General features: G+C 72.7%; 23 protein-coding genes. 20 read left to right on the plus strand and 3 right to left on the minus strand.

Going from position 1 to position 23,863, the window contains the following annotated elements; genetic code table 11:
* The first annotated feature begins 35 nt into the window (after window positions 1-35).
* From IC607_RS07060 to aspS, 16 genes are all read left to right on the plus strand, one after another.
* Window positions 36-233, plus strand: coding sequence for a hypothetical protein (locus tag IC607_RS07060; protein ID WP_191786450.1), 198 nt, complete (start codon window positions 36-38; stop codon window positions 231-233).
* A gap of 2 nt (window positions 234-235) precedes the next feature.
* Complete coding sequence (locus tag IC607_RS07065; protein ID WP_225224571.1) at window positions 236-661, plus strand: TadE/TadG family type IV pilus assembly protein; 426 nt, start codon at window positions 236-238, stop codon at window positions 659-661.
* A gap of 32 nt (window positions 662-693) precedes the next feature.
* Window positions 694-1,074 carry a TadE/TadG family type IV pilus assembly protein gene (locus IC607_RS07070; RefSeq protein ID WP_191786451.1) on the plus strand — a complete coding sequence of 127 codons (381 nt, stop codon included), beginning with the start codon at window positions 694-696 and terminating at the stop codon, window positions 1,072-1,074.
* A complete protein-coding gene (locus tag IC607_RS07075; RefSeq protein WP_191786452.1) occupies window positions 1,074-1,526 on the plus strand; it encodes a pilus assembly protein TadG-related protein in 453 nt (150 codons plus the stop codon). The genes IC607_RS07070 and IC607_RS07075 overlap by 1 nt, the downstream gene beginning before the upstream one ends.
* Complete coding sequence (locus tag IC607_RS07080) at window positions 1,523-4,360, plus strand: BTAD domain-containing putative transcriptional regulator (protein WP_191786454.1); 2,838 nt, start codon at window positions 1,523-1,525, stop codon at window positions 4,358-4,360. Before IC607_RS07075 ends, IC607_RS07080 begins: the two co-directional genes overlap by 4 nt.
* A gap of 127 nt (window positions 4,361-4,487) precedes the next feature.
* Window positions 4,488-4,760 carry a WXG100 family type VII secretion target gene (locus IC607_RS07085; RefSeq protein WP_191786456.1) on the plus strand — a complete coding sequence of 91 codons (273 nt, stop codon included), beginning with the start codon at window positions 4,488-4,490 and terminating at the stop codon, window positions 4,758-4,760.
* Window positions 4,761-4,880: 120 nt separating this feature from the next.
* Window positions 4,881-9,494: an FtsK/SpoIIIE domain-containing protein gene (locus tag IC607_RS07090; RefSeq protein ID WP_191786458.1), complete on the plus strand. Its 4,614-nt coding sequence runs from the start codon at window positions 4,881-4,883 to the stop codon at window positions 9,492-9,494.
* A 46-nt stretch (window positions 9,495-9,540) separates the two neighbouring features.
* A complete protein-coding gene (locus IC607_RS07095) occupies window positions 9,541-9,831 on the plus strand; it encodes a hypothetical protein (protein ID WP_191786460.1) in 291 nt (96 codons plus the stop codon).
* Window positions 9,832-9,842: 11 nt separating this feature from the next.
* Complete coding sequence (locus tag IC607_RS07100) at window positions 9,843-11,864, plus strand: DUF6571 family protein (protein WP_191786462.1); 2,022 nt, start codon at window positions 9,843-9,845, stop codon at window positions 11,862-11,864.
* A complete protein-coding gene (locus tag IC607_RS07105; RefSeq protein ID WP_191786464.1) occupies window positions 11,861-12,427 on the plus strand; it encodes a hypothetical protein in 567 nt (188 codons plus the stop codon). The genes IC607_RS07100 and IC607_RS07105 overlap by 4 nt, the downstream gene beginning before the upstream one ends.
* Window positions 12,428-12,644: 217 nt before the next feature.
* Window positions 12,645-13,112 (plus strand): hypothetical protein, encoded by a 468-nt coding sequence (locus IC607_RS07110; protein ID WP_191786466.1) that lies wholly within the window; start codon window positions 12,645-12,647, stop codon window positions 13,110-13,112.
* The gene (locus IC607_RS07115) at window positions 13,109-13,261 is read left to right on the plus strand and encodes a hypothetical protein (protein ID WP_191786468.1); all 153 of its coding nucleotides are present in this window, start codon (window positions 13,109-13,111) and stop codon (window positions 13,259-13,261) included. The genes IC607_RS07110 and IC607_RS07115 overlap by 4 nt, the downstream gene beginning before the upstream one ends.
* Entirely contained in the window at window positions 13,258-13,896 is a 639-nt protein-coding gene (locus IC607_RS07120) for a hypothetical protein (protein WP_191786470.1), read from the plus strand. Before IC607_RS07115 ends, IC607_RS07120 begins: the two co-directional genes overlap by 4 nt.
* 45 nt (window positions 13,897-13,941) lie before the next feature.
* The gene (locus tag IC607_RS07125; protein WP_191786472.1) at window positions 13,942-15,024 is read left to right on the plus strand and encodes an Rv2578c family radical SAM protein; all 1,083 of its coding nucleotides are present in this window, start codon (window positions 13,942-13,944) and stop codon (window positions 15,022-15,024) included.
* 65 nt (window positions 15,025-15,089) lie between these two features.
* Window positions 15,090-15,761: a hypothetical protein gene (locus IC607_RS07130; RefSeq protein ID WP_191786474.1), complete on the plus strand. Its 672-nt coding sequence runs from the start codon at window positions 15,090-15,092 to the stop codon at window positions 15,759-15,761.
* A 53-nt stretch (window positions 15,762-15,814) separates the two neighbouring features.
* On the plus strand, window positions 15,815-17,587 hold the full coding sequence (gene aspS, locus IC607_RS07135; RefSeq protein ID WP_191786476.1) for an aspartate--tRNA ligase: 1,773 nt from the start codon (window positions 15,815-15,817) through the stop codon (window positions 17,585-17,587).
* Window positions 17,588-17,666: 79 nt separating this feature from the next.
* Here the strand turns inward: aspS and IC607_RS07140 are convergent, their stop codons facing one another.
* From IC607_RS07140 to IC607_RS07150, 3 genes are all read right to left on the minus strand, one after another.
* Window positions 17,667-18,011 carry a hypothetical protein gene (locus IC607_RS07140; protein WP_191786478.1) on the minus strand — a complete coding sequence of 115 codons (345 nt, stop codon included), beginning with the start codon at window positions 18,009-18,011 and terminating at the stop codon, window positions 17,667-17,669.
* Window positions 18,012-18,018: 7 nt separating this feature from the next.
* A complete protein-coding gene (locus IC607_RS07145; RefSeq protein WP_191786480.1) occupies window positions 18,019-18,330 on the minus strand; it encodes a hypothetical protein in 312 nt (103 codons plus the stop codon).
* A gap of 118 nt (window positions 18,331-18,448) precedes the next feature.
* The gene (locus IC607_RS07150; RefSeq protein WP_191786482.1) at window positions 18,449-20,683 is read right to left on the minus strand and encodes an MMPL family transporter; all 2,235 of its coding nucleotides are present in this window, start codon (window positions 20,681-20,683) and stop codon (window positions 18,449-18,451) included.
* A gap of 80 nt (window positions 20,684-20,763) precedes the next feature.
* On the opposite strand from IC607_RS07150, the gene IC607_RS07155 reads away from it, so the two are divergent.
* The 4 genes from IC607_RS07155 (at window position 20,764) to IC607_RS07170 (ending at window position 23,854) form a co-directional block, all read left to right on the plus strand.
* Window positions 20,764-22,146, plus strand: a complete 1,383-nt coding sequence (locus tag IC607_RS07155; protein WP_191786484.1) for a replication-associated recombination protein A — start codon at window positions 20,764-20,766, stop codon at window positions 22,144-22,146.
* Window positions 22,147-22,343: 197 nt separating this feature from the next.
* The gene (gene rpsD, locus IC607_RS07160; protein WP_191786486.1) at window positions 22,344-22,970 is read left to right on the plus strand and encodes a 30S ribosomal protein S4; all 627 of its coding nucleotides are present in this window, start codon (window positions 22,344-22,346) and stop codon (window positions 22,968-22,970) included.
* Window positions 22,971-23,114: 144 nt separating this feature from the next.
* Window positions 23,115-23,480, plus strand: a complete 366-nt coding sequence (locus IC607_RS07165; protein WP_191786488.1) for a DUF948 domain-containing protein — start codon at window positions 23,115-23,117, stop codon at window positions 23,478-23,480.
* Complete coding sequence (locus tag IC607_RS07170; RefSeq protein ID WP_191786490.1) at window positions 23,480-23,854, plus strand: hypothetical protein; 375 nt, start codon at window positions 23,480-23,482, stop codon at window positions 23,852-23,854. Before IC607_RS07165 ends, IC607_RS07170 begins: the two co-directional genes overlap by 1 nt.
* Window positions 23,855-23,863: the final 9 nt, after the last annotated feature.

A 23,863-nucleotide genomic window follows, 5' to 3' on the forward strand; every position in this document is an offset into this window, starting at 1 on the left:
GCCTCTCGCCTCTGACCCCCCAAGGCTTCCTCCTCATGGAGCTTCGGCGCCGGGTCGCACGCGCTCGGAGCACCGACGACCTGGGCGCCTCAGCGATCGAGTGGGTGATCATCACAGGGATCCTGGTCGCGATGGCGGCTGCGGTCGGCCTGATCATCTACAACATCGTCAAGGACAAGGCCGGCGAGCTGAAGGCGCCCGCCGCGCCGGACGGTATCAAGGGCGGCGCCTGACGATGTCTGGTGCGCGTCGGCGTCTCACGCGCGCGGTGCGCGACCGTGAGCGCGGCGCGTCCTCGGTCGAGCTCGTGCTCTATGCACCGTTGCTCATGCTCATCACCTTCCTGCTCGTCCAGTTCGCGCTGAGCTGGTACGGGACCTCGGTCGCGAGCGCTGCCGCCCGTGAGGCCGCTCGGGTGGCGCGCGTCGGAGGCGGTACACCGGCATCCCTCGAAGCCGCGGAGAAGAAGGGGCGTGCCTACGCAGCGGCTGTCGGCGGTGAGCAGGGCCTTACCGACGTCTCGGTGTCGGTCATCGCCGTACCGGGTGATCGCGTACGGGCCACTGTCAGCGGGCACGCGATGGAGGTTCTCGGCGGCCTGGCGCCGCGAGTGTCGTCGACGGTCGAGGGGCCGGTCGAGAAGTTCAGGGGGGACCAGTGAGGTGGCGCAAGCCGGTGGGTGAGCGTGGCTCGATGGCGATCGAGATCGTTATCCTCGTGCCCGCGCTCCTGCTGCTCCTGTCCCTCATCGTGGCGATGGGCCGATTCGTCACCACGCAGGGGGACGTCCGGGCCGCCGCGCGCGAGTCGGTCCGTGCCGCGACGCTGGCCAGGGACGAGACTTCGGCCCGCGCGGCGGCGCGGGCAGCCGCGACGGCATCCCTGCCCTCTGATGCGCACTGCGAGCCAGCAGAGCTGAGCGGTCCGTTCACCCGGGGTTCGACCCTCACCGTGACGCTGCGCTGCCAGGTTTCGTGGGCGGATCTCTCGGAGATCGGGCTCACGGGCCACACGACCGTGACGATCGAGAGCTCCGCGCCCCTCGACGAGTACCGACGTGTCGGTGCCGCGTGATGCGCCGGTTAGCGGTCATCCGCGAGCAGAACGACCGCGGGACGATCTCCGTCTTCGTGATCGGCCTTGCGGTCGCGCTCCTCATTCTCGCGGGACTCGTCGTTGACGGCGGCCGGGCGATCAACGCGCGCGCAGCCGCCAACGACGACGCGGAGCAGGCGGCGCGGGCAGGAGCCAACCAGATCGACGACGCGGTCCTGCGATCGTCCGGGAGGGTGGTCATCAACCAGGACGCGGCCCGCACAGCTGCGCGGAGGTTCCTCACGGTGAAGGGCTACCCGGCCGGCGACATCCAGGTGTCGTTCCCCGCCGAGGGCGTGCGCGTCCAGGTCGGTGGCGACGTCGACACCACGCTCCTGTCGCTGATCAGCATCAACACCTTCCACGTGACCGGGTCGGCGACCGCGCGTGCGGCTGTCGGCATCGTCAACGAGATCGGAGGTGCGCCGTGAGCGCCCCCACCCGTCCCCCCGCCTCCGAGCCGCACCTCCCCGAGCGTGGGCCGCAGCGCTTCCAGCAGGCCGCCGGTGACATCGAGTCGACGCGGTCGCGCTGGAGCGGTCTCGGCGCGGCGATCGTGCTGCTGCTGCTCGTCGTCGGCGTCCCCGTCGCCCTCCTGCTGCTCGATGCCGCCCCGAAGCTGCCCACCGGGCTGCCGACGCGCGAGCAGCTGACGGGCTCCATCGGCGCCGAGCAGATCGTCGCGGTGCTGGTGTGGATCGTGTGGCTGGCGTGGCTCCAGTTCACCATCTGCGTGCTCGTCGAGCTCCGGTCCGCGGTCCGCGGCATCGGGATGCCCGCCCGGGTCCCTCTCGCCGGGCCCAGCCAGCGTGCGGCCCGCACGCTCGTCGCAGCCGTCCTGCTCCTCGTCACCGCGGCGGGCCAGGCCAACGCGGTCACCCACGCGACGATCGACACGGCCACGTCCTCGCACGTCGCGGCCGTCGCCTCGGCGACACCCGGTCCCGCGGTGGCCGACGAGGCCGCACCCGCCGCCCAGGCCGAGCACCGCGCCGAGAGCGAGGGCACGAAGACCTACCACCTCGGCGACATCGTGCTCGACGAGGACGAGGGCAAGGAGCTCGTCGGCAAGCGGGTCGCCGTCGTGAACCCGCCCGAGGGGCGCTACCACGACAACCTCTGGGACATCGCGGAGCGGCACCTGGGGGAGGGGCGGCGCTACCACGACATCTACGAGCTCAACAAGGGCCGTGACCAGCCCGACGGCCAGGAGCTGACCCTGGCCCGGCTCATCCAGCCGGGGTGGCTGCTGGTGATGCCCGAGGACGCCACTGACGTCGAGCGCGTGACGGTCACGGTCGAGGCGCCGGCGGAGACGCCTGTGCAGGCACCGGCCGACGCCCCGTCCGCGCCTGTGGACCAGGCCGTGGACCACGCCGGAGCCGCGGCCTCCGACCAGGCCCCGGCGGCGACCCAGGAGTCGACCACGAACGACGTGCAGAGCCTGGCGGGTGCGGGTCTGCTCGCGGCCGGGCTGCTCGCCGCGCTCGTCGCGATGCGACGCCGTCGGCGCACGCCCACGCCCGGCGACGAGGCCGTCGAGATGGAGGTCGCGCTGCGCGTCGGGGCCGATCCCGAACGTGCGCGGCGGCTCGACAACGGCCTGCGCCAGCTCGCGGCCGGCTGCCAGGCCGACGGGCGCGACCTGCCTGCGGTCTACGCAGCGCAGATCGACGACACCGCGCTGACCGTCTTCCTGGCGCCCGTCGACGCGAACCCTCCGGCGCCCTGGACGGCAGCCGAAGGCGGCCGGCAGTGGCGACTGGAGGCCGACGCACCGACGACACCGGCGCGGGGTGTCGCAGCACCGTTCCCGGGCCTCGTCTCGCTCGGTCGCAGCCCGCAGGACGCCGACGTGCTCGTCGACCTCGAGGCCGCGCAGGGGCCCATCAGCATCGTCGGGGACGAGACCGCAGCGCACGAGCTGGCCACCGCGATCGCGGCGGAGCTCGCGACCAACCTGTGGTCCGACGGGCTGCGCGTGACCGGCGTGGACCTGCCGGGTGCCCTGAGCGACGTGGGCGGCGACCGCTACCGGGAGGCGTCCGACCTCGCACTCGTGCTGCCCGACCTGGCCGCGCGTCAGGAGGACGTGCTCGGGTCGAGCGTCCTCGCGGGGCGCCTTCGTTCGGGCGGCAGCGCGCTGCCCGAGTACGTGGTGGCTGGGCGGGCACCGGCACCGCAGGACGGCGCCCGCCTGGGCGAGATCTCCGGTAGCGGCGGGCGCGCGGCCTGGGGTGCGGTCGTCGTCGGTGACGTGCCGGGGGCGCGGTGGCGCATCGAGGTGGACACCGAGGGGTCCGCGGCGATCGATGCGCTGGGCATCCGCGTGACGGCCAACCGGCTGTCGGAGGCGCGGATCGCGGCGCTCGGTGAGCTGCTGGCACCCGCGCCGGACGAGCACGAGCCGACCGGTGGCGGGGTCGACGTTGAGGGCCACCTCGACCGTCCCGACCTGCCTCCGAGCAACCGTGCGCTCGGCACGGCCGACCTGTGGGCGGCGCCGGTCCGGGTGCTCGTTCTCGGCACGCCGCGCGTCGAGGCCGAGGGGCCGATCGAGGACGACCGGCGCGACCTGTGCACCGAGCTCGTCGTGCACCTGGCGCTGCATCCGGAGGGCGTCCACCCGACGGTCCTCGGTGCCGCCGTCTGGCCGCGAGGGGTCACGACGGCCGTCGTCAACGCGACCGTCGCACGAGCCCGCGAGTGGCTCGGCAAGGATGCGCACGGCGCGCCGCACCTGCGGCACACCATGGACGGCAACCTGGTCCTGGGGGCACGCGCGGTCCTCGACTGGGACGTGGTGCAGTCCCTGCTGAACGCGTCGCGGACGGCGTCGTCGCAGGCCGACGAGGCGGCGGCGCTGCGCGAGGCGCTCGCTCTCGTGCGCGGGGAGACGCTCGCGGAGGTCCCCACAGGGCGGTACTCGTGGCTGGCCCGTGCCCGCCTCGAGCGCGATGCTCGCACGGTGCTCGTCGACGCCGCGCACCGGTTGGCCGTGCTCATGCTCGACGACGACGACCCGGGGGCCGCGCGCGCTGCGGTCTCGGCGGGGCTCGAGGTCGCACCGACCGACGAGCTGCTGTGGCGGGACCTGCTGCGGGCAGTGTGGCTCGAGTCGGGTGCGGACGGCGTGCGGGCCGCTGCCGACGAGATGCACCGCGAGCTGCGAGACGCGGGTGTGCGGGAGATCTCGGCCCCCACGGCGGCGCTGCTCGAGGAGCTTGCACCGTCGGGCGGGGCGGACCGAGCAGCAGGAAGTTGAACAATCGTCCGGTTCGACGGGCATGTCCGATCCTCGGGCGATCGCCTGCCGGACCGGGAGATGGACGGTAACGTCCACGACGAGCGGCGGCGTCAGCAGGGCGTCGCCACGATCAAAGGAGAACTCCGTGGCGGTCGGTGCAGAGCTCAGTACCCTTCAGTCCCTCCACAAGACGTTCGTCGCGAAGGCCCAGGAGGCCCACGACATCAAGACGAAGGTCGACACGGCCCTGCACAGCGCTGTGTGGACGGGTAAGTACTCCGAGGACTTCCGGACGGCGTGGACGGACTACCGCGCCAACCTCGACAAGCTGCAGGAGGCGCTCGACGGCGCCGCCAAGGACGTCAAGACGAACCACAACAACATCGCTGCTGCGACGGGCGAGCCCGACCGCATCTGAGCACCACCGGACGGCCCGCTCCACCCGGGGCGGGCCGTCACGCGCCCGGCAGGCGGGCCGTTCGACGGCCGCCCACCTGATCCCGGACATCTGATCCCGGACCACTGACAGGAGCCTTGAGTGCGGCTGATCCTCAGCGTCGTCGTCCCCGGTGCCGACGGACCTGTGGACGTCGTCGTCGAGTGCGCGCCCGGCGCGCGCATCAGCGACCTGGGCTCGGCGCTGGCCGACGCCCTGCGCTACGAGCAGCCGAGCGTGGTCCCGCGCGGGTCCGGGCACCTCGGCGTCGTCGAGGTCTCCCGCTCGCACGACGGTGCCGGCGTCCCGCTGTGGTGGCGCGGCCAGGAGCTCGACGCTGCGCAGGCCGTCGACGCGAGCCCGCTGCGGCACGGCCACGTCGTCGGGCTGGGGCGCGACGCACGCGACGTCTGGGACGAGCCCTTCGGTGCGGCCGAGGTGCGCGTCGTGTCCGGGCGGGGCGCGGGGCGGGTGCACCGGCTCGGTCCCGGCCGGCACCAGATCGGGTCGGGTCGCGCCTCGTCCGTGCGGATCGACGGCGGACCGGAGCTCGCGGTCGTGCTCGACGTGGGCATCGACGGTTCCGTGACCGTCAGCGTGCCCGACGAGCTCTCGACCGCGACGCTCCCGCCGCCCCGACGTCTGCGCCCGCTCGAGGGTCCCATCGTCACGCGGCCCGAATCCGGGTCGCCCCGGACCGCGGCCAAGGGCCGTCGGTACGCGGCCATGCTGGAGCGGGCGCGCAGCGGCGGTTCGGGCATCGACGAGGTGGACCCCGAGGCCGATCGCCCGCTCGTCCACCTGGGGCGCCTGCCCGTCGACGGGCTGCGGGCGTGGCGGACGGGCGACTCGCTGGTCGTCGGCGACGTCGTCCTCGAGCTCGCCGCGCACGAGCCGCCCGACGCGTCGCTCTCGCCCAGCCCCGAGGGCGCAACGCTCGACTTCAACCGTCCGCCGCGGATCCTGCCGCCCGTGCGGACCAGCGAGTTCCGGCTGCCGGCCGAGCCGCGCACGCCGGACAAGCAGGGCTTCCCGCTCACGATGGTGATCCTGCCGGTCGTCATGGGCGGCGCCATGTTTGCCATCACGGGCCAGGCGTACACGCTCATCATCGTGGCGCTGTCACCGGCGATGGCGATCTCCAACTGGGTGACTTCCCGCAAGCAGCGCCGCGGCCAGCACGTCGACGCGGTCAAGACCTTCACCGAGCGGACGTCGCGCGTCGAGGCGGACGCGTACGCGGCGCTGACGAGCGAGAGCGCCGCGCGCCGCCGCGACCTGCCCGATCCCGCGACCGTGCTGCTGTTCGCCACGGGCCCGCGATCGCGGCTCTGGGAACGCCGCCGCACCGACCCGGACTGGATGCTCGCGCGCGTCGGTACCGCCGACGTCCCCAGCGAGGTCTCGCTGCGCGACCCGGCGCGCGAGGACCACGAGCGTGAGCAGCACTGGACGGCCGCGGACGTGCCCGTCGCCGTGCCGCTGGCCCGCGTCGGCGTCACGGGCGTGGCAGGCAGCGACGAGGACCGCCGACGGCTGGCCGGCTGGATGGTCGCGCAGGTCGCGGCGTCGCACTCGCCCGCCGACGTCTCCGTGGTGCTGCTGGCCGAGCCCGGGGCCGATGCGGACTGGCGGTGGGTCCGGTGGCTGCCGCACCTGCGCCGGGACGCCGGGCCTCTGGTGTCGGTGGGCAACGACGACGAGACGACGGCGCGCCGGGTCGCCGAGCTTCTCGACGTCGTCGAGCGCCGCAAGGCCACGTCGCGCGACGACAAGGGGTTCTCGGGCGTCGCTGCCGCCCTGCCGCCACCCGTGCTCGTGGTGCTCGACGGTGCGCGCCGCATCCGCCTGCTCCCCGGGCTCGTCACGTTGCTGCGCGAGGGACCGGCGGTGGGCGTGCTGTTCCTGTGCCTCGACGAGCAGGAGCGTCAGCTCCCCGAGGAGTGCCGGGCCGTGGTCCGGCTCGAGGACGGCACCGCCCTGGTGACGGTCGCGGGCCAGGACGCGATCGAGGGCGTGCGGGCGGATCTCGTCGAGCCCGCGTGGCTGGAGCGTCTGTCCCGCGCGCTGTCGCCCATCCGGGACATCAGCACGGAGGACCTCGCATCGACGCTCCCGTCGTCGTCGCGCCTGCTCGACGTGCTGGACCTCGATCCGCCCCGCGCGTCCGACGTCGCCGCCGGGTGGGCTTCCGGCGGCCGCACCACGCGGGCCGTCATCGGCGAGACGGGCGACGGGCTGTTCACGGTCGACATCCGCGCCGACGGCCCGCACGGCCTGGTCGCCGGCACCACCGGTTCCGGCAAGTCGGAGCTCCTGCAGACCCTCATCGCCTCGCTCGCGGTCGGCAACCGGCCCGACGAGATGACGTTCGTGCTCGTCGACTACAAGGGCGGCGCGGCGTTCAAGGACTGCAACAACCTGCCGCACACCGTCGGCATGGTCACCGACCTCGACACGCACCTGACGACGCGCGCGCTGGAGAGCCTGGCGGCCGAGCTGCGGCGTCGCGAGCACCAGCTCGCGACCCTGGGCGCGAAGGACATCGAGGACTACCTCGGGGCGCGCGGCCCGCACGACGCGCCGATGCCACGTCTGCTCATCGTCATCGACGAGTTCGCGGCGCTGGTCGCCGAGCTGCCCGACTTCGTCACGGGTCTGGTCGACATCGCCCGACGGGGCCGGTCGCTCGGCGTCCACCTGCTGCTCGCGACGCAGCGACCCGCCGGTGTCGTCAGCGCGGAGATCAAGTCCAACACCAATCTGCGCATCGCCCTGCGCGTGACCGACCGCAACGACAGCCAGGACGTCATCGAAGGTCCGGAGTCGGCGGAGATCGCGCAGAACCTGCCCGGCCGGGCCTATGCGCGGCTCGGCCACTCGAGCCTCGTCGCGTTCCAGTCGTCGCGCGTGGGAGGCCGCCCGACCAGCTCGTCGGGCGGGGGAGCGGTGGAGGTCGCGCCGCTCGGGTGGGCCGCCCTGGGCCGGCCCGTCCCCACGCAGCGCTCGTCCCAAGAAGACGACGTCGACACGCCGACCGACCTCGCCTCGCTCGTCGCCGCGGTGCTGGAGGCGGCGCAGACGTCGGGCGTGGCAGCACCGCCGCCGCCCTGGCTCCCGGCGCTGCCGGAGGTCGTCACCCTCGACGAGCTCGCCGACACGGCGGGCCGGGAGCTCCCGTCGTCGCCGTTCGTGCTGCCGTACGGCCTGGTCGACCTGCCCTCGCAGCAGCGCCGCGACGTGGCGTCGCACGATGTGGAGCACGGCGGGCACCTGGCTGTCGTCGGCGCCTCGCGCTCCGGTCGATCCACGGTCCTGCGCACGCTCGCGGCCGCCGTCGGGCAGCGTGTCACCCCGCGCGACGTCCACCTGTACGGCGTCGACTGCGGCAACAACGCGCTGCTGCCGCTCGTCGGTCTCCCGCACACGGGCGCCGTCGTCTCCCGTGACCAGCCCGAGCGGCTGGCACGCCTGACCAGGCGCCTGCGCGCGGAGATCTCGCGGCGCCAGAGGCTGCTCGCGGAGCAGTCGTTCGCGGACGTCTCCGAGCAGCGCGCAGGGGTGGCGCCCGACGAGCGCCTGCCCTTCGTCCTGGTGCTGCTCGACCGCTGGGAGGGCTTCATCCAGGCATTCGAGGACTACGACCAGGGCGTCCTGGTCGACCTGTGGACCCAGATCCTGCAGGAGGGCCCGGGGGCGGGGGTCAAGGTGGTGCTCAGCGGCGACCGCAGTCTGCTGACCGGCCGCATCTCCACCCTCACCGAGGACCGCATCATGCTGCGCATGCCCGAGCCGGGCGACTACGCATCGGTGGGCATGAGCCCGCGGGAGGTGCCCGGCGACATGGGCGACGGGCGGGCGTTCCGCTCCCAGGGCTCCCAGGAGCTGCAGGTCGCGGTGCTCGACCAGGAGGTGGGCGGGGCCGAGCAGGTGGCGGCGCTGCAGCGGATCGCACGCGACGCGACCGATCGCGCCGCCTCGCGTGCCGGGGCCGTCCCGGAGCACCAGGTGCCGTTCCGGGTCGACGACCTGCCGGCGAAGATCGACCTCGCGCGGGCGATCACGCTCGGCGGCCGGGCGCTCCCGCGGACCGCGGTCCCGGCCGGCGTCGGCGGCGACAGCCTGACCCTGTTCGGTTTCGAGGCCGAGGAGCACGGGCCCGGTCTGCTGGTGGCCGGGCCGCGCCGCTCCGGCCGCAGCACGGCGCTCATGACGATGGGCGTCTCGGCGCTCGAGCGCGGCTGGGCCGTCGGCATCGTGACCCCGCGTCGCAGCGTGCTGCGCGACCTGGCCGGCACCCCCGGTCTCGTCGGCGAGCTGACCCTCGAGTCCGATCGCGACGACGTCCGCGAGGTCCTCGCCGCGCTCGTCCCCAGCGAGGACCGGCCCACCCTCCTGCTCGTCGACGACCTCGAGCTGCTCGGCACGGACGGCGTGCTCGCCGACGCGATCGTCGACTACGTCGGCGAGCTGCGCGACCGACCCGGCATGGTCATCGGTGCGGGCACCACGGACGAGCTCTCCGGTTCCTACCGCGGCCCCGCGCCCACGCTGAAGAAGTCCCGCAGCGGCCTGCTCCTGTGCCCCGCCTCGCCGAACGACGGGGACGTCTTCGGCCTCCGGCTGCCGAGATCCGTCATCGGGTCCGCCGTCCCGGGGCGCGGCATCATGTCGTCGGGGGGCCAGTGGCAGAGCGTGCAGGTGCCGGTGCCGTGAGACGGGCACGTGGGACAGGACGAGGACGACACGAGGAGCGAGAGCAGTGACCGACGACGACAAGGTGGCCAACGAGTACCGCAGTGCGCTGGGCGCCGCCACCCCCGGCGCGCAGTCGCAGGCGTACGACGTACGGGCCGCCTTCTCGAGCGTCCTCAGCGCATTGAACGCCAAGGCGTGGGTCAGCACCACGGCCGACGCCTTCTCGAGCACGTGCACCAGCAAGCAGGGCTCGGCGGGCGACGCGGCCGACGACTGCGTCGAGGAGATGACGTCGCGGCACGGCCGCGAGCCGCTCAAGGTCGACAAGACCGACTACCGCGCCAACTGGTCCTGAGGGAGTCCGCCATGGCGAAGGCCACGATCGACGTCCAGGGCATGAGCCGCATCGTGACGGGCATCCAGAACGGGATCGAGACCCTCGACTCCGCGCGCACGTCGCTGCGCACCACCTTGGCGCACTACTACCTCGACACGTCGCGCACGGCCGCGCTCCAGGGCCCGGCGGACTGGGCGCGCGACGAGCTGCCGTCCCTGCGCCGCCGGCTCGCTCTCGCGGAGGCCCTGGAGGGGTCCAACCCCTCGTGGCCCACGGGGAAGGTCGAGCTCGACGACGTCACGGACATCACGTCGATGGACCCCGACAAGGCCGAGCAGGCCGGCAGGGAGGCGGCCGAGACGCTCAAGAAGGGCGACAAGCCTGACGACGAGCTCATCGCGCAGATCGCCGAGCTGCAGAACGACCCGTACTTCGCAGCCGGGTTCGCCGGTGCGCTGGACGCGGACGAGCTCGCGGACGTCGTGATCCGGTTGGGGTACCAGCGGACCAAGCAGGACGGTCAGCACACCCAGGACGAGATCGACGCGCAGAACGAGTGGTACGCGAGTCTCCTGAACGGGATGTCGACGACGGTCGCGACCGCGACCCGGAACACCGGGGACCTCGCGCTCCCGTCGGACTACGCGCAGGGATGGATGGACACCATCAAGGCCGAGGTCCCCACGTCGCCCTCCTACGACGGCGGCGACGGGCAGGTGGACCGAGCCAACGCGCTGACCGTGCTGCTGAACACCGGTCGTTACGGGGACGAGTTCCTGGGTGACATCGCCGAGCAGATGTACGACTACGAGCGTGAGGTCGGCGACGAGCGCGGCAAGGTGTGGGGCCCGAAGGGCAGCGACCTCAGCAACCAGTACGGGGGTGTCTACGACGCCGACGGCGTCCGGTTCACCGATCCGATGACGGGCCTGATGAGCGCCCTCTCCCACAACCCGGGGGCCGCGGCGGACTTCTTCAACCCCGACGGTGGCGGAGCCCAGGCCACCGATCGTGCGAAGTACCTCATCCAGGACCGGACGTGGTCTGCCGACGACTTCGACTCCATCGGAGCAGCGCTCGACGCTGCTGGCACGACCTACCACTCGGCGGACGCGTCGCTGTACCAGCAGGAGCAGTCGGCGTGGATCGCCTCGGCCACGGTCTACTACCTGGGCTCACGCGACGACGGCTGGCACGACAAGCGGATCGGTGACAGCGCCAAGGACAGCCTGGGCCATCTGCTGTCGTCCTACGTGGCGGACATCGACTCCGTGGCCGCCGGCACGGACGGCGACGGTCCCGGCACGTACGAAGACCATCCTGCTCCCTGGCAGACGGGCTTCCCGGTCGGTGCCGAGTTCGACGTCGATACCCTCAAGATCGTGCTGCGAGAGGTCATGACAGACACCGGCGCCGCGTCGCAGCTGGGTGCCGCGACCGCGGCCCTGAATGCGGACCGCATGAACTGGGCAGCGAAGGACTGGGGCGGCGAGGGCAACGACTACGCCTCGCTCTCCGCGGCCGCCCAGGGCAGTGCCGCACTCCAGGGCTTCATCCTGCAGAGCATGGGCGTGGGGCTGAGCGACGAGGCGGCCGAGGCCGACGAGCAGGCCCAGGCCTACATCGACTTCGCGTCGGACGTCGTCGGGCTGATACCCACCGGAGGGACGTTCACGAGCTTCCTGGTCGACCAGGCAAAGGGCGCGGGCGAGGACTGGCTGTCGGACGAGTTCACCGGCAACGAGTCGCGGGTGAAGAACGAGCAGCACTCGGTCCAGGAGGTCGCGTGGACCGACCAGCAGATCGCGATGGCGCAGGCTCTCGGCGAGGCGGGCAAGCTGCCGAAGGAGGCGATGACTGACCCTTCGGGCGCACCGTACCCATGGTTCGAGAGCGGAACGTTCGACGCCGAGAAGCTGAGCAACCCCGACGTGCGCAACGAGTTCATCCGGTGGTTGAAGAGCGGCGAGCTGGGCCAGACGCCGACGGTCCTCATTCCCCAGATGTCGTCGTCCTTCTCCGACGGCGTCCGGAAGGCGTCGGACGGATGAGGACTCGAAGCGTCGCCGCCCTCGCCGCCCTCGTCGTCCTCGTCGGCGTGCTCGCAGCGTGCACGTCCTCCTCGCCGGACACCGCGCCGGTGCCCACGACCGCTTCGTCCCCGTACATCTGTTCCGGTGTGCAGGCACGGGGAATGACCCTCGCGCTCGGTGGTGACGTGACGCGGGAGGCGACCGACGGGCGGTGGGGGGCGGACTCCCAGTACTTCTCGTGCACGGTCGTGCGCAGCGGCGACGCCAAGGGTTCCGCACTGGTGACGTCGGTGCCGACGCAGACGTTCCCGGGTCCGGCAGACCAGGACGAGGCGATCGCGGCACTTGCGACGAGCTACGGGGGAGATGCGATCGAAGCGGACGCCGATGGCGCAGGTTACGTTCGTGAGGGCGACCACCCGGCTGCCGCGTGGATCTGCCACGGGATGACGACGCGCGTCGAGCTCCAGGGCGTGGACGTCGAGGGCCGCGACGCGGCGACCGATGCGCGGTCCCTGCTGGTCTCGACGCTCCCATGGGCGTGCGGCTCGGAGCCTGCCCCGGGTGCCGACGACTCATGAGGTGGACACTCCAGTCGCGACGTGTCGGTCGGCTGACACTCGGGAGAGGGTGCAGCTGATGCGCAGGTGGACCCAGGTGGCGGTCGTCCTGGTGGTCGGTGCACCCGCCGGCTGGAGTGCCGCATGGAGCGGGCGAAGAGCGCGCGCCCTCGTTGCCACATGGGCTGCGGCGACGTTCCTTGCCGCAGGTTGCACGTCCACGACCGAGGAGGAGCCCATGCCCACCGTGATCCCGTCCAGCCCGGCCGCCGGTGCCGACCTCGTCTGCGGGATGGACCGCACGGACGTCGAGACCGCGATGGGGCTCGATGTCGGCCGGGTCGAGGGAGACCTGAGCAGCGAGTCCGCCGACGGCACCCGCACCTGCGAGGTGTGGCCCACCGACACAAAGCTCATCGACGGCGCGATGCTCGTCGTCAAGGTGCTGCCGGCCTCGTCGGACGAGGGAATGGAGTACCGCTCCGAGCTCGACGGCACGGCCACCGGGGTGATCGCGCCCGACGTCCGCTACGACGGCCTCGACGGCGGCGGTTGGACTGGCGCGGTGGGGGCGAGCTCAGTCGTGTTCTTCGGCGGCGATGTCGTGGCGCTCACGAGCATGTGGAAGGGCGACGGGCGCGACCCGCGCGTCGATCTTCCCGCTCTCTCGCAGCAGGTGGCCGCGTCGGAGGGCCTCGCGGGATGAGTCGTCCGGCGGCTCGGCTCGTCTACGACGTGCACGTCGAGCAGAACGGCACGCGCCTCGACCTCGACGGTCTCCCGACGACGTTCGCGAGCCCGTGGTCGAGCGTCGCGATCCCGGTCGCCGAGGTGCCGTTGGTGGTGTCGCCGTGAGCCGGTTCGTCGCGGCCGTGCGCGCCGGCGGCGCGGGTCTGCTGGCCGCAGTGCTCCTGTCGTCGTGCACGTCGGGTTCCCCGGACGGCCCGCTGCCGACCGAGGCGAGCGGCGGCGACGTCGTGTGCGGCATGGCGACGAAGGACGTCCAGACCGCGACGGGGCTCGACGTCGGTCGCGTGGTCGGCGACCTGAGCGACGTGGTCGACGACGACGGGACGCGCGTGTGCGAGGTGTGGCCCGCCGACCAGGGCGTGGTGGACGGTGCGATCGTCCTCGTCCAGACGGTACCGACGGCGTCGGCGGCGGGCGCCGCCCTGCGGGAGGAGGTCGACGCGGCGGGCCCGAGCGACGACCCGCCCGACGAGACGTTCGAGGGACTCGATGCCGCCGGCTGGCTCGGTAGTGCGGCCGACGACGAACCTGGTACGACGCGCACCGAAACGCCCGCACCGACGTCGACCACGAGGGCGACCGCGGATTCGTCGGCGCGATCGGCCGGCGGCACGGTGGTGCTCGTCTCCGGCCAGACCGCGATCAAGGTCACGACCGCCGTCGGCGCGGCGGGCCGCGACACGCTGGACGATGCGCTCGCACTGGCGCAGCAGGTCGCGAGCACGCCCACGGACTCCTGAACGTCGGTCGTTGACTTCCGTTCGAACGTGTGTTCGTATCATCGGGTGCGATGGGACACGCAGAAGGACGACGACGCGGCGACGCTGCCCGGTCTCGGCATGCGCGGGCTGGTCCGCAGCGTCCGCACCCCCGAGTTCGCCGGGATCACGTTCCACGAGGTGATCGCCCGCAGCGCGCTGAACAAGGTGCCCGCCGCCTCGGCGATGCCGTTCCGCTGGACCGTGAACCCGTTCCGGGGCTGCACGCACGCGTGCGTCTACTGCTTCGCGCGGCCCACCCACGAGTACCTGGACCTCGACGCCGGACGCGACTTCGAGACGCAGGTCGTCGTCAAGACCAACGTCGTCGACGTGCTGCGGGCCGAGGTCGCGCGGCCGTCGTGGGACCGCGACACGGTCGCGCTGGGCACCAACACCGACCCCTACCAGCGCGCGGAGGGCCGGTACGCCTTCATGCCCGGGATCATCCGCGTGCTGGTCGAGGCCCGCACGCCGCTGTCGATCCTCACCAAGGGCACCCTGCTCCGCCGGGTCCTGGCGCTGCTCGCCGAGGCGTCGGAGCACGTGCCCGTCGGGATCGGAGTGTCGGTCGCGGTCGGCGACGAGGCGCTGCAGCAGGCGCTCGAACCGGGGACGCCGACGCCGCGGGCACGGCTGGACCTCATCCGAGCCGTCCGCGAGGCAGGCCTGCCGTGCGGTGTCATGGTCGCGCCGGTGCTGCCGTGGCTCACCGACGGTCGTGACGAGCTGGACGCCCTGCTCGCGCAGCTCGCCGAGGCCGGCGCGACGGGTGTGACCGTCCTGCCTCTGCACCTGCGCGGCCCGGTCAAGCCGTTGTTCCTCGACTGGCTCGCGACGCACCGGCCCGACCTGGTCGCTCGCTACCGGTCGCTGTACGGCGACGGGGCCTACGCGCCGCGGGAGTACGTGCGCTGGCTCGACGAGCGCGTGGGACCGCTCGTCCGCAAGCACGGGCTGGGACGCGGCGGCGGGCACCGCACAACGTCGTCCGGCCCCGACGAGGAGGGGGCGTACCCGCGGGGCAGCATGCCGCGCACGAGCACGCCGCAGCCGCAGGCAGGGCATCAGCCCACCGCACCACCGATCCTGCAGCCCGCACTGTTCTGAATCCCGGTCGGAGCCGGCTCGAGCCTGCGCGTGCGGCCGGAGCACGACGCTTCTACGGTGACCGCATGGTGCCCGGGCGGGAGGCGACGACGTGGCGGTTCGACGGCCACATCGCCGGCGTGGGCACCGCGCAGGGCACCCGCCTGGTGGTAGGGCGGTGGCGGACGAGCCCGTGGGGCTCGTTCAGCGACGTCATGGTCGAGCACCCCGACGGGACGCGCCTGCTGCTCGCGCCCGACCAGCGCGTCGCCGACGAGGTCGCGGCGACGTACGTGTTCGACGCGGTGCACGTGGTGCCCGTCGTCGTCGGTGCGGACCGGTCGAGCCGCACGTGGCGCATCCTGGCCGGCCCGCTGGAGGCGACCCTCCACATCGGGGCGCGCACGTCCGTCGGGCACGCGTTGCGCCTGGTCCCGGGCGCGCTTGCGGGCCGTCCGGCGACTGCCGCCGCGCTGGACCCGGTCGCGCGGGTCGTCCTGCCCGGCGTGCGCACCGTGGGTTCGGCGTCGGGCGGACGCACCGAGTGGTACGCCGCGCGGGATCAGCACGCCGTCACCGCCGTCGAGGCGCGCTGGGGCGACGACGACCTGGGCGAGCTTCGCGACGTGGACCCGCCCACCCGGTTCGGCTTCTCGTCGACACCTCGGCGCCCCGCCGTCACCCGGATCACGACGACCGTCGCGACGGGCGGCACCGCCGGCCGCACCACGACAGCCCCCGCGCGCCCGGGGCACTAGGATCGACGGGCGCCCCGGCGCAACCAACCCGACCCCGGATCGAAGGACGCACTGTGCTCCGCACCCACACCGCCGGCTCGCTGCGAGCCGAGGACATCGGCTCCACCGTCACCCTCACGGGCTGGGTGGATCGTCGTCGGGATCACGGTGGCGTGGCGTTCGTCGACCTGCGGGACGCGTCGGGCATCGCCCAGGTCGTCGTCCGCGACGAGGCCGTCGCGCACGGCCTGCGCGCGGAGTACGTGCTGCAGGTGACGGGTGAGGTCGGTCGTCGGCCCGAGGGCAACGAGAACGCGAACCTCGCGACGGGCGAGGTGGAGGTCGTCGCGACCGACGTCGTGGTGCTCAACGAGGCCGCCCCGCTGCCGTTCCAGGTGTCGAGCTCGCTCGACGAGCCGGTCGGCGAGGAGGCCCGCCTCAAGCACCGCTACCTCGACCTTCGTCGGCCCGCGCCCGCCCGCGCTTTGCGCCTGCGCGCCAAGGCCAACGCCGCGGCGCGTGCCGTGCTGGACGCGCAGGACTTCGTCGAGATCGAGACGCCGACCCTGACACGCAGCACCCCCGAGGGCGCGCGCGACTTCCTGGTGCCCGCCCGGCTGGCGCCGGGAAGCTGGTACGCCCTGCCGCAGTCGCCGCAGCTGTTCAAGCAGCTGCTCATGGTGGCCGGCATGGAGCGCTACTACCAGATCGCGCGCTGCTACCGCGACGAGGACTTCCGCGCCGACCGCCAGCCGGAGTTCACGCAGCTGGACGTCGAGATGAGCTTCGTCGAGCAGGACGACGTGATCGCGCTCGGCGAGCAGATCCTCGTCGCGCTCTGGAAGCTGATCGACGTCGAGATCCCGACGCCGATCCGTCGCATGACGTTCCACGAGGCGATGGCGAAGTACGGCTCCGACAAGCCGGACCTGCGCTTCGGCCTGGAGCTCGTCGAGCTGACCGAGTACTTCAAGGACACGACGTTCCGCGTGTTCCAGGCGCCGTACGTCGGGGCCGTCGTCCAGCCGGGCGGGGCGAGCACGCCGCGCCGCGGGTTCGACGCCTGGCAGGAGTGGGCCAAGCAGCGCGGCGCCAAGGGCCTGGCGTACGTGACGGTCGGCGAGGACGGCGAGCTGGGCGGCCCGGTCGCCAAGAACATCACGGACGACGAGCGCGCCGGGCTGGTCGCTGCCACGGGCGCCAACCCGGGCGACGCGATCTTCTTCGCGGCCGGTTCGGTGAACGACGCACGCGGTCTGCTCGGCGCCGCCCGCCTCGAGATCGGTCGCCGAGGCGGCCTGATCGACGAGAGCGAGTGGTCGTTCGTGTGGGTCGTCGACGCGCCGCTGTTCAAGCCCACGGGCGAGGACGACGACGTGGCGGTGGGCGGCGGCGCCTGGACGGCCGTGCACCACGCGTTCACGTCACCCACGCCCGAGTGGATCGACACGTTCGAGGAGAACCCGGGCGAGGCGCTGGCCTACGCGTACGACATCGTCTGCAACGGCAACGAGATCGGCGGCGGGTCCATCCGTATCCACCGCCGCGACGTGCAGGAGCGCGTGTTCGAGATCATGGGGATCGGCCCGGAGGCCGCGCAGGAGAAGTTCGGCTTCCTGCTCGACGCCTTCCAGTTCGGCGCGCCGCCGCACGGCGGGATCGCGTTCGGCTGGGACCGCATCGTCGCGCTGCTCACGGGCGCGGAGTCCATCCGCGACGTCATCGCGTTCCCGAAGTCGGGCGGCGGCTACGACCCGCTGACCCAGGCTCCCGCGCCCATCACGCCGGAGCAGCGCCGCGAGGCCGGCGTCGACTTCAAGCCGAAGGCCCCTGCCGACAAGGCGTGAATCAGCTGGTCGGGCCTGGATCAGTCGGTCGCAACCGACTGATCCAGGCCGGGACCGACTGACCTACGGGACCGAGTCCTCACCAGCGGGTCGGCGGCCTCGACGCGCCGCTGAGCCCAGCGTGGCGCTGTTCGGCGACCGGATCGCGAACCGGGGGCGCATGTGTCGGCTCGTCACGAGCCCACCGCCAGAGGTCGCCCAGATAGCGCACCCACGCGGCCGGCTCGAGCGGGTCAAGCAGCGGCGGCAACCAGCGCGGCAGGATCCAGAAGGCGACGCCGAGCGCGATGATCACGATCGGTGCGAACCCGCCGGCGACAGAGAAGATCGTCAGGACCGCCAGCCCGAGCGACGCGACGATCAGTGCGGTAGCTCCGTAGGCCACAGCGAGGCGCACGCCTCGGGGCGCGCTCGGTCTCGTCATCGCCGCCTCACCAACGCGTCGGCGGATGGTCGCCGGAGTCCTGGAACGACTCGTGCGTGACGAAGACTCCGTGCTGCGCGATCTGCGTCGCGAGGTCGTCCGGTCTCGCGTTGCGGACGCGCCTCCACATCGGCAGCAGGACGACGGCGGACACGAGCGAGTAGATCCCCGTGAGGAAGAAGACGAAGGCTCCTGTCGCCTCGTGGTGGATCGCGCTGTAGACGAGCTGGGCCACCAGGATCGAGAACGGCACGGCAAGCACTGCCGACCACCGGAGCGCGATCCTGCGCAGCCGGTCGTACGTCACGTCGTCGCGCATGCCCTATGCCTAGTGGAGACCGGACGAGGCCCGCGACGGCCGTCCGGGTGATGGGGCCGGCCACCGCCGGGTGGTGACCCGGGTCGTCCCGGTGCGCCCACCGCCGATCGGGTATGCCTCAGTGCGTGATAGCCGCTCGGTCGTAGATGCGCGTCATCCAGCGCGGTGCCCACCAGTTCAGGTGGCCCAGGACGGTCATGGTGGCGGGCACCAGGAGCAGCCGGACGACGGTCGCGTCGATGAGCACCGCGACGGCCAGCGCGAAGCCGACCTCCTTGATGACCAACAGCTGGCCGGCCATGAAGCCCGCGAACACGACGATGATGATCGCGGCGGCCGACGTGATGATCCGTCCGGAGCGCTGCAGGCCCAGGCGCACGGCCTCACGGTCGCCGAGGCCGGCGTCGTGCAGCTCCTTGATCCTGGAGAGCAGGAACACCTCGTAGTCCATCGCCAGGCCGAAGGCGAAGGCGACGACGAGGGCCACGACGTACGTCTCGATGCCGCCGGTGGGTTCGAAGCCGAGCAGCCCGGACAGGTGCCCGTCCTGGAACACCCACACGAGCACGCCCAGCGACGCGGCGAGCGACAGCACGTTGGTGATGAGCGCCTTGACGGGCAGCACCACGGAGCCGGTCATGAGGAACAGCAGGACGAACGTCGCCAGCACCACGATGAGCGCGGCCCACGGCGCCCCGGCCTTGAGCGCGTCGACGAAGTCGATCTGCGCGGCCGCCTGGCCCGTCACCCACGTCGGGAAGCCGGGGTCCAGGGCCCGGATCTCGTGCACGACGGCCCGCGCGGTGGCGTCGCCCGCGTCGGTGGTGTCGGGTCGCACGCCGATCGCGACGTACGAGCCCACGGCGGTGGGCGCGTCGACGGAGGCGACCTCATCGAGAGCCTGGATCTGCTGCGACCAGGTGGCCGCGTCCTCGAGCGTCGTCTCGGCGACCACGGTGATGCCTGGCGACGTCGAGGACGGGTACTGGGCCGCGAGGGTGTCGACGAACTCGCGCTGCGTGCTGCCGGCGGGCAGCAGCTGCGTCGTGGAGTTGCGAAGCTCGATGTGGCCGAGGGGGAGCGCGAGGACGCCGAGCAGGACCACGCAGCCGCCCATGACCCACCACGGGTGGCGCTGCACGCGCCCGGCGAGGCGCGAGAACACGCCCTCGTCGGTCTCCACGTCGGCGGTGCGCCCGAGCACGCCACGCAGGAAGGGGATGCGGGAGAGCAGTCCGGGTCGCGCGAGGCGTCGCCCGGTCATCGTCAGCAGCGCGGGGACGAGCGTGAGGGCGGTGGCGACCGCGACGACGATGACGGCGACCCCCGCCGCGCCGACGGCCCGCAGGATCGCGGGGCTGAAGACCAGGAGGCTGGCGATCGAGATGGCGACGGTGACCGCGGAGAAGGCCACGGTGCGTCCCGCGGTCGCCATGGTCCGTTCGACGGCCGTCACGACGGGGCCGTCCCCGCGACGACGACGGGCTGCCCGGCCCTCGTCCTGGTCGAGCAACCGGTGCAGCTCCTCGCGGAACCGCGACACGATGAGCAGGCCGTAGTCGATCGACAGGCCGAGGCCCAGCACGGTGACGACGTTGACGACCGACGAGTCGAGCTCCAGGACGTACGACAGGCCCAGCAACGCGGCCAGGCCGCCGGCGATCGACGCGATCGCACCCGCCATCGGCATGGACGCCGCCAGGAACCCACCGAACACCAGGACCATCACCAGCAGCGCGATGGGCAGGGCGATCGCCTCGCCCGTGCGCAGGTCCTGCTCGACCTGGTCCGTGATCGCCGAGAAGATCAGCGTGGTGCCGCCCACGACACCCGTCGCGTCGGGCGCGACGTCGTGCAGGTCTGCCGGGACCTGGTCGAGCCGCGCCTGCACCTGCGCCAGCGCGTGCTCCTCCGCGGAGTCGCTCAGCGCGGGCTCCAGCTCGACGACCATGAGGAACCCGTCGCCGTCCTTGGCGAGCAGCGGTGCCGCGGCCGGGTCCTGCACACCGTCGGGCAGGGCGAACGGGTCGACGACCGAGGCCACGCCGTCGATCGCGGCGAGGTCCGTGCGGGCGGGGTCGAGGGCGTCGTCGATGCCCTTCGTCCGGGGGTCGACGTCGGACACGATGAGCGTCAGCGACGCACCCGCCTCGTCGGCCTGCGCGAGGATCGCCCGGCCCTGCGAGCTCTCCGAGCTCGGCGCCACGGGCTCGCTGGCGCTGAGCCGGTCGAACAGCCCCTGCCCGCCGACGCCGACGACGGCCACCGCGTAGCCCAGCACCGCCAGCACCAGCCAGACGATGACGGTGAGACGGGCGTGGTGGGCGACGGTGCGGCCGAGACGTGCGAACACGCGGTCATCGTCGCAGGTGAACCGCGTCCGGCGCACACCGCCGCGCACAGGTGTCGGCGCGCGGACGTACCCTGCACGCCATGGACCTGTTCGACGCGGTGACCTCGACGGCCGCCGGCGTGCCCGCGGTCGGTGCGGGCGCGCCGCTCGCGGTGCGGATGCGTCCGCGGTCGGTCGACGAGGTCGCGGGCCAGGGTCATCTGCTCGCGTCGGGGTCCCCGCTGCGCCGGTTGGTGGAGCCCGCGGGCGACGGACAGCGCCGCGCGGCGCCGTCGTCGGTGATCCTGTGGGGGCCGCCGGGCACGGGCAAGACGACGCTCGCTTACCTCATCGCCTCGGCCTCCGAGCGCCGCTTCGTCGAGCTCTCCGCCGTGACGGCCGGCGTCAAGGACGTGCGTGCGGTGATCGACGACGCGCGCCGAGCACTGGCCACCGAAGGGGCCGAGACCGTCCTGTTCATCGACGAGGTCCACCGGTTCACCAAGTCGCAGCAGGACGCGCTGCTGCCGAGCGTCGAGAACCGGTGGGTGACCCTCGTGGCGGCCACCACGGAGAACCCGTCGTTCTCCGTGAACTCGCCGCTGCTGTCCCGCTCGCTGCTGCTGACGCTGCAGCCGTTGTCGGAGCACGACGTGGGCCGGCTGGTACGGCGCGCGGTCGACGACGAGCGCGGGCTCGGGGGCGCGGTCACGCTGGCCGACGACGCGCTCGAGCACCTGCTGCGCCTCGCGGGTGGGGACGCCCGCAAGGCGCTGACCATCCTCGAGGCGGCGGCGGGGGCGGCGCTGACGGCGTCCGAGGAGGACGGCGGCGACCCCGGCAGCACGCCGGAGGTCGACCTGCCGACGGTCGAGCGCGCCATCGACGTGGCCGCGGTGCGCTACGACCGCGACGGCGACCAGCACTACGACGTCATCAGCGCGTTCATCAAGTCGATGCGTGGCTCGGACGTCGACGCCGCGCTGCACTACCTGGCGCGCATGATCGCGGCGGGGGAGGACCCGCGGTTCATCGCGAGGCGCGTGGTCATCGCCGCGGCCGAGGACGTCGGGATGGCGGACCCCAGCGCGCTGCAGACCGCCGTCGCGGCCGCCCAGGCCGTCCAGCTCATCGGCATGCCCGAGGGCCGGATCATCCTGGCCGAGGCTGTCGTCCACGTCGCCACGGCCCCCAAGTCGAACCGCTCCTACAACGGCATCAACGCCGCGATGGCGGACGTGCGCGCGGGCCGCATCGGGTCCGTCCCGCCGCACCTGCGCGACGCGCACTACGCCGGCGCGGGCAAGATCGGCCACGGCAAGGGGTACGTCTACGCGCACGACGAGCCGCACGCGGTCGCCGCGCAGCAGTACCTGCCCGACGACCTCGTCGGGACGCGGTACTACGAGCCGAGCGACCGCGGCTACGAGCGCCAGCTCGCCGAACGGCTCGACCGAATCCGCGGCATGCTGTCCGGCGACTGACCGACGGATTCGGCCGCAGGGCCGCCAGACGGTAGAGTGTCCAGGTCGCCCGGCGTCAGCGTGCTCACGCACCTCGTCCGGACGGCCACCTGGGGCCCTAGCCAGCGCGCACCGCGCGCAACGAATGGTCGGCCCCACGCCCGCACCGGAGTCGCCGGAGCAGGGTGTGACGTCATCAAACGACAGGAAGTATCACTGTGAGCAGTGTGACCCGTTCGCGCCGCCAGGTTCGCCTGAGCCGCGCCCTCGGCCTGGCCCTGACGCCCAAGGCCGTCAAGCACTTCGAGAAGCGCCCCTACCCGCCCGGTGAGCACGGCCGCGCCCGTCGCCGCACCGAGTCGGACTACGCGGTGCGTCTGCGCGAGAAGCAGCGTCTGCGCGCCCAGTACGCGCTGCGCGAGAAGCAGATGGCCCGTGCGTACGAGGACGCGCGCAAGGCCCCGGGCCTGACCGGTGAGGCGCTCGTCGAGAACCTCGAGGTCCGCCTCGACGCGCTCGTGCTGCGCTCGGGCTTCGCCCGCACCATCCTGCAGGCCCGTCAGGCCGTGACGCACCGTCACATCCTGGTGGACGGCAAGATCGTCGACCGTCCCTCCTTCCGCGTGAAGCCGGGCCAGACGCTGCAGGTCAAGCCCAAGAGCCAGGCCACGACGCCGTTCCAGGTCGCCGCCGCCGGTGCGCACCGCGACGTGCTCCCCGCCGTCCCGGGCTACCTGGACGTGCAGCTCGAGAAGCTGTCGACGATCCTGGTCCGCGCCCCCAAGTGCGCCGAGATCCCCGTGACGTGCGAGGTCCAGCTGGTCGTCGAGTACTACGCCCGCTGATCCACGCCTCACCGAGAACCCCGTCCGCGCCCTGCGCCGGCGGGGTTCTCGGCTTTTCGGGGCCGGTGCGGGGTGCCGGTACGGGTAGGGTTTCCGCGGACCGTTCGGGTCGGGTCGACGTTGCAGCAGCAGGAGGTCGGAAACATGGTGGGTGACATCGCGAGCATGATCGCCGCGGTCGCGTTCGTGCTGCTCGTCGGCCTGCTCGCGGTGCCGTTGCTCAAGCTCGGCAAGGTGTTCGACGAGGCGACGACGTCCGTGAAGGAGCTCACCGACCACACGGTGCCCGTGCTCGACGAGACCGCCGCGCTGGTCGCGTCGGGCAACGTGCAGCTCGAGAACATCGACACCGTGACGACGGCCGCCGCCCAGGTGTCCCAGAACGTCTCGGCGCTGACGGCCCTGTTCTCGGCGACGCTCGGCCAGCCGATGGTGCGCGTCGCGGCATTCAGCTACGGCGTGCGGCGGGCGTTCGGCGGGTTCGCCGCAGGCGCGCGCAAGGGCCGCTGATGCGTCGCCTCTTCTGGGTGGGCGTCGGCGTCGCCGTCACCGTCGTCGTGATCCGCAAGGGCCGCTCGTGGGCCGCGGAGTACCTGCCCGCCGGGACCACGGACGTCGTCGACGGGGCCACGCGCCTGACCCGCGGCTGGAACACCGCGCGGGCGGAGTTCGCGGCGGGCGTCGCGGAGCGCACGCGCGAGCTCATGCACGACCTGGTGGGCGACGCTGACGTCGACGACCTGCGGGCCTCCCGCGACGAGAACCTCGACGACCTTCGTCGGCGCTTCCGCCCCGACGCCAAGGTCCCCAAGACCCACATCCCGGCCCACTGGGCCGGACCCACCGAGGACCCGGACGACGACGGCGACGCCGCGTTCTTCTAGGCTCCGCCC

The organism is Cellulomonas sp. JH27-2, assembly GCF_014837175.1.
In the GTDB taxonomy this organism is placed as follows: Bacteria; Actinomycetota; Actinomycetes; order Actinomycetales; family Cellulomonadaceae; genus Cellulomonas.

Bases quoted from the DNA above. Each gene is read 5' to 3' on its own strand.
- IC607_RS07060 (WP_191786450.1), top strand. From the start codon at position 36: ATGGAGCTTCGGCGCCGGGTCGCACGCGCTCGGAGCACCGACGACCTG.
- IC607_RS07065 (WP_225224571.1), top strand. From the start codon at position 236: ATGTCTGGTGCGCGTCGGCGTCTCACGCGCGCGGTGCGCGACCGTGAG.
- IC607_RS07070 (WP_191786451.1), top strand. From the start codon at position 694: ATGGCGATCGAGATCGTTATCCTCGTGCCCGCGCTCCTGCTGCTCCTG.
- IC607_RS07075 (WP_191786452.1), top strand. From the start codon at position 1,074: ATGCGCCGGTTAGCGGTCATCCGCGAGCAGAACGACCGCGGGACGATC.
- IC607_RS07100 (WP_191786462.1), top strand. From the start codon at position 9,843: ATGGCGAAGGCCACGATCGACGTCCAGGGCATGAGCCGCATCGTGACG.
- IC607_RS07105 (WP_191786464.1), top strand. From the start codon at position 11,861: ATGAGGACTCGAAGCGTCGCCGCCCTCGCCGCCCTCGTCGTCCTCGTC.
- IC607_RS07110 (WP_191786466.1), top strand. From the start codon at position 12,645: ATGCCCACCGTGATCCCGTCCAGCCCGGCCGCCGGTGCCGACCTCGTC.
- IC607_RS07115 (WP_191786468.1), top strand. From the start codon at position 13,109: ATGAGTCGTCCGGCGGCTCGGCTCGTCTACGACGTGCACGTCGAGCAG.
- IC607_RS07130 (WP_191786474.1), top strand. From the start codon at position 15,090: ATGGTGCCCGGGCGGGAGGCGACGACGTGGCGGTTCGACGGCCACATC.
- IC607_RS07140 (WP_191786478.1), bottom strand. From the start codon at position 18,011: ATGACGAGACCGAGCGCGCCCCGAGGCGTGCGCCTCGCTGTGGCCTAC.
- IC607_RS07145 (WP_191786480.1), bottom strand. From the start codon at position 18,330: ATGCGCGACGACGTGACGTACGACCGGCTGCGCAGGATCGCGCTCCGG.
- IC607_RS07155 (WP_191786484.1), top strand. From the start codon at position 20,764: ATGGACCTGTTCGACGCGGTGACCTCGACGGCCGCCGGCGTGCCCGCG.
- IC607_RS07165 (WP_191786488.1), top strand. From the start codon at position 23,115: ATGGTGGGTGACATCGCGAGCATGATCGCCGCGGTCGCGTTCGTGCTG.
- IC607_RS07170 (WP_191786490.1), top strand. From the start codon at position 23,480: ATGCGTCGCCTCTTCTGGGTGGGCGTCGGCGTCGCCGTCACCGTCGTC.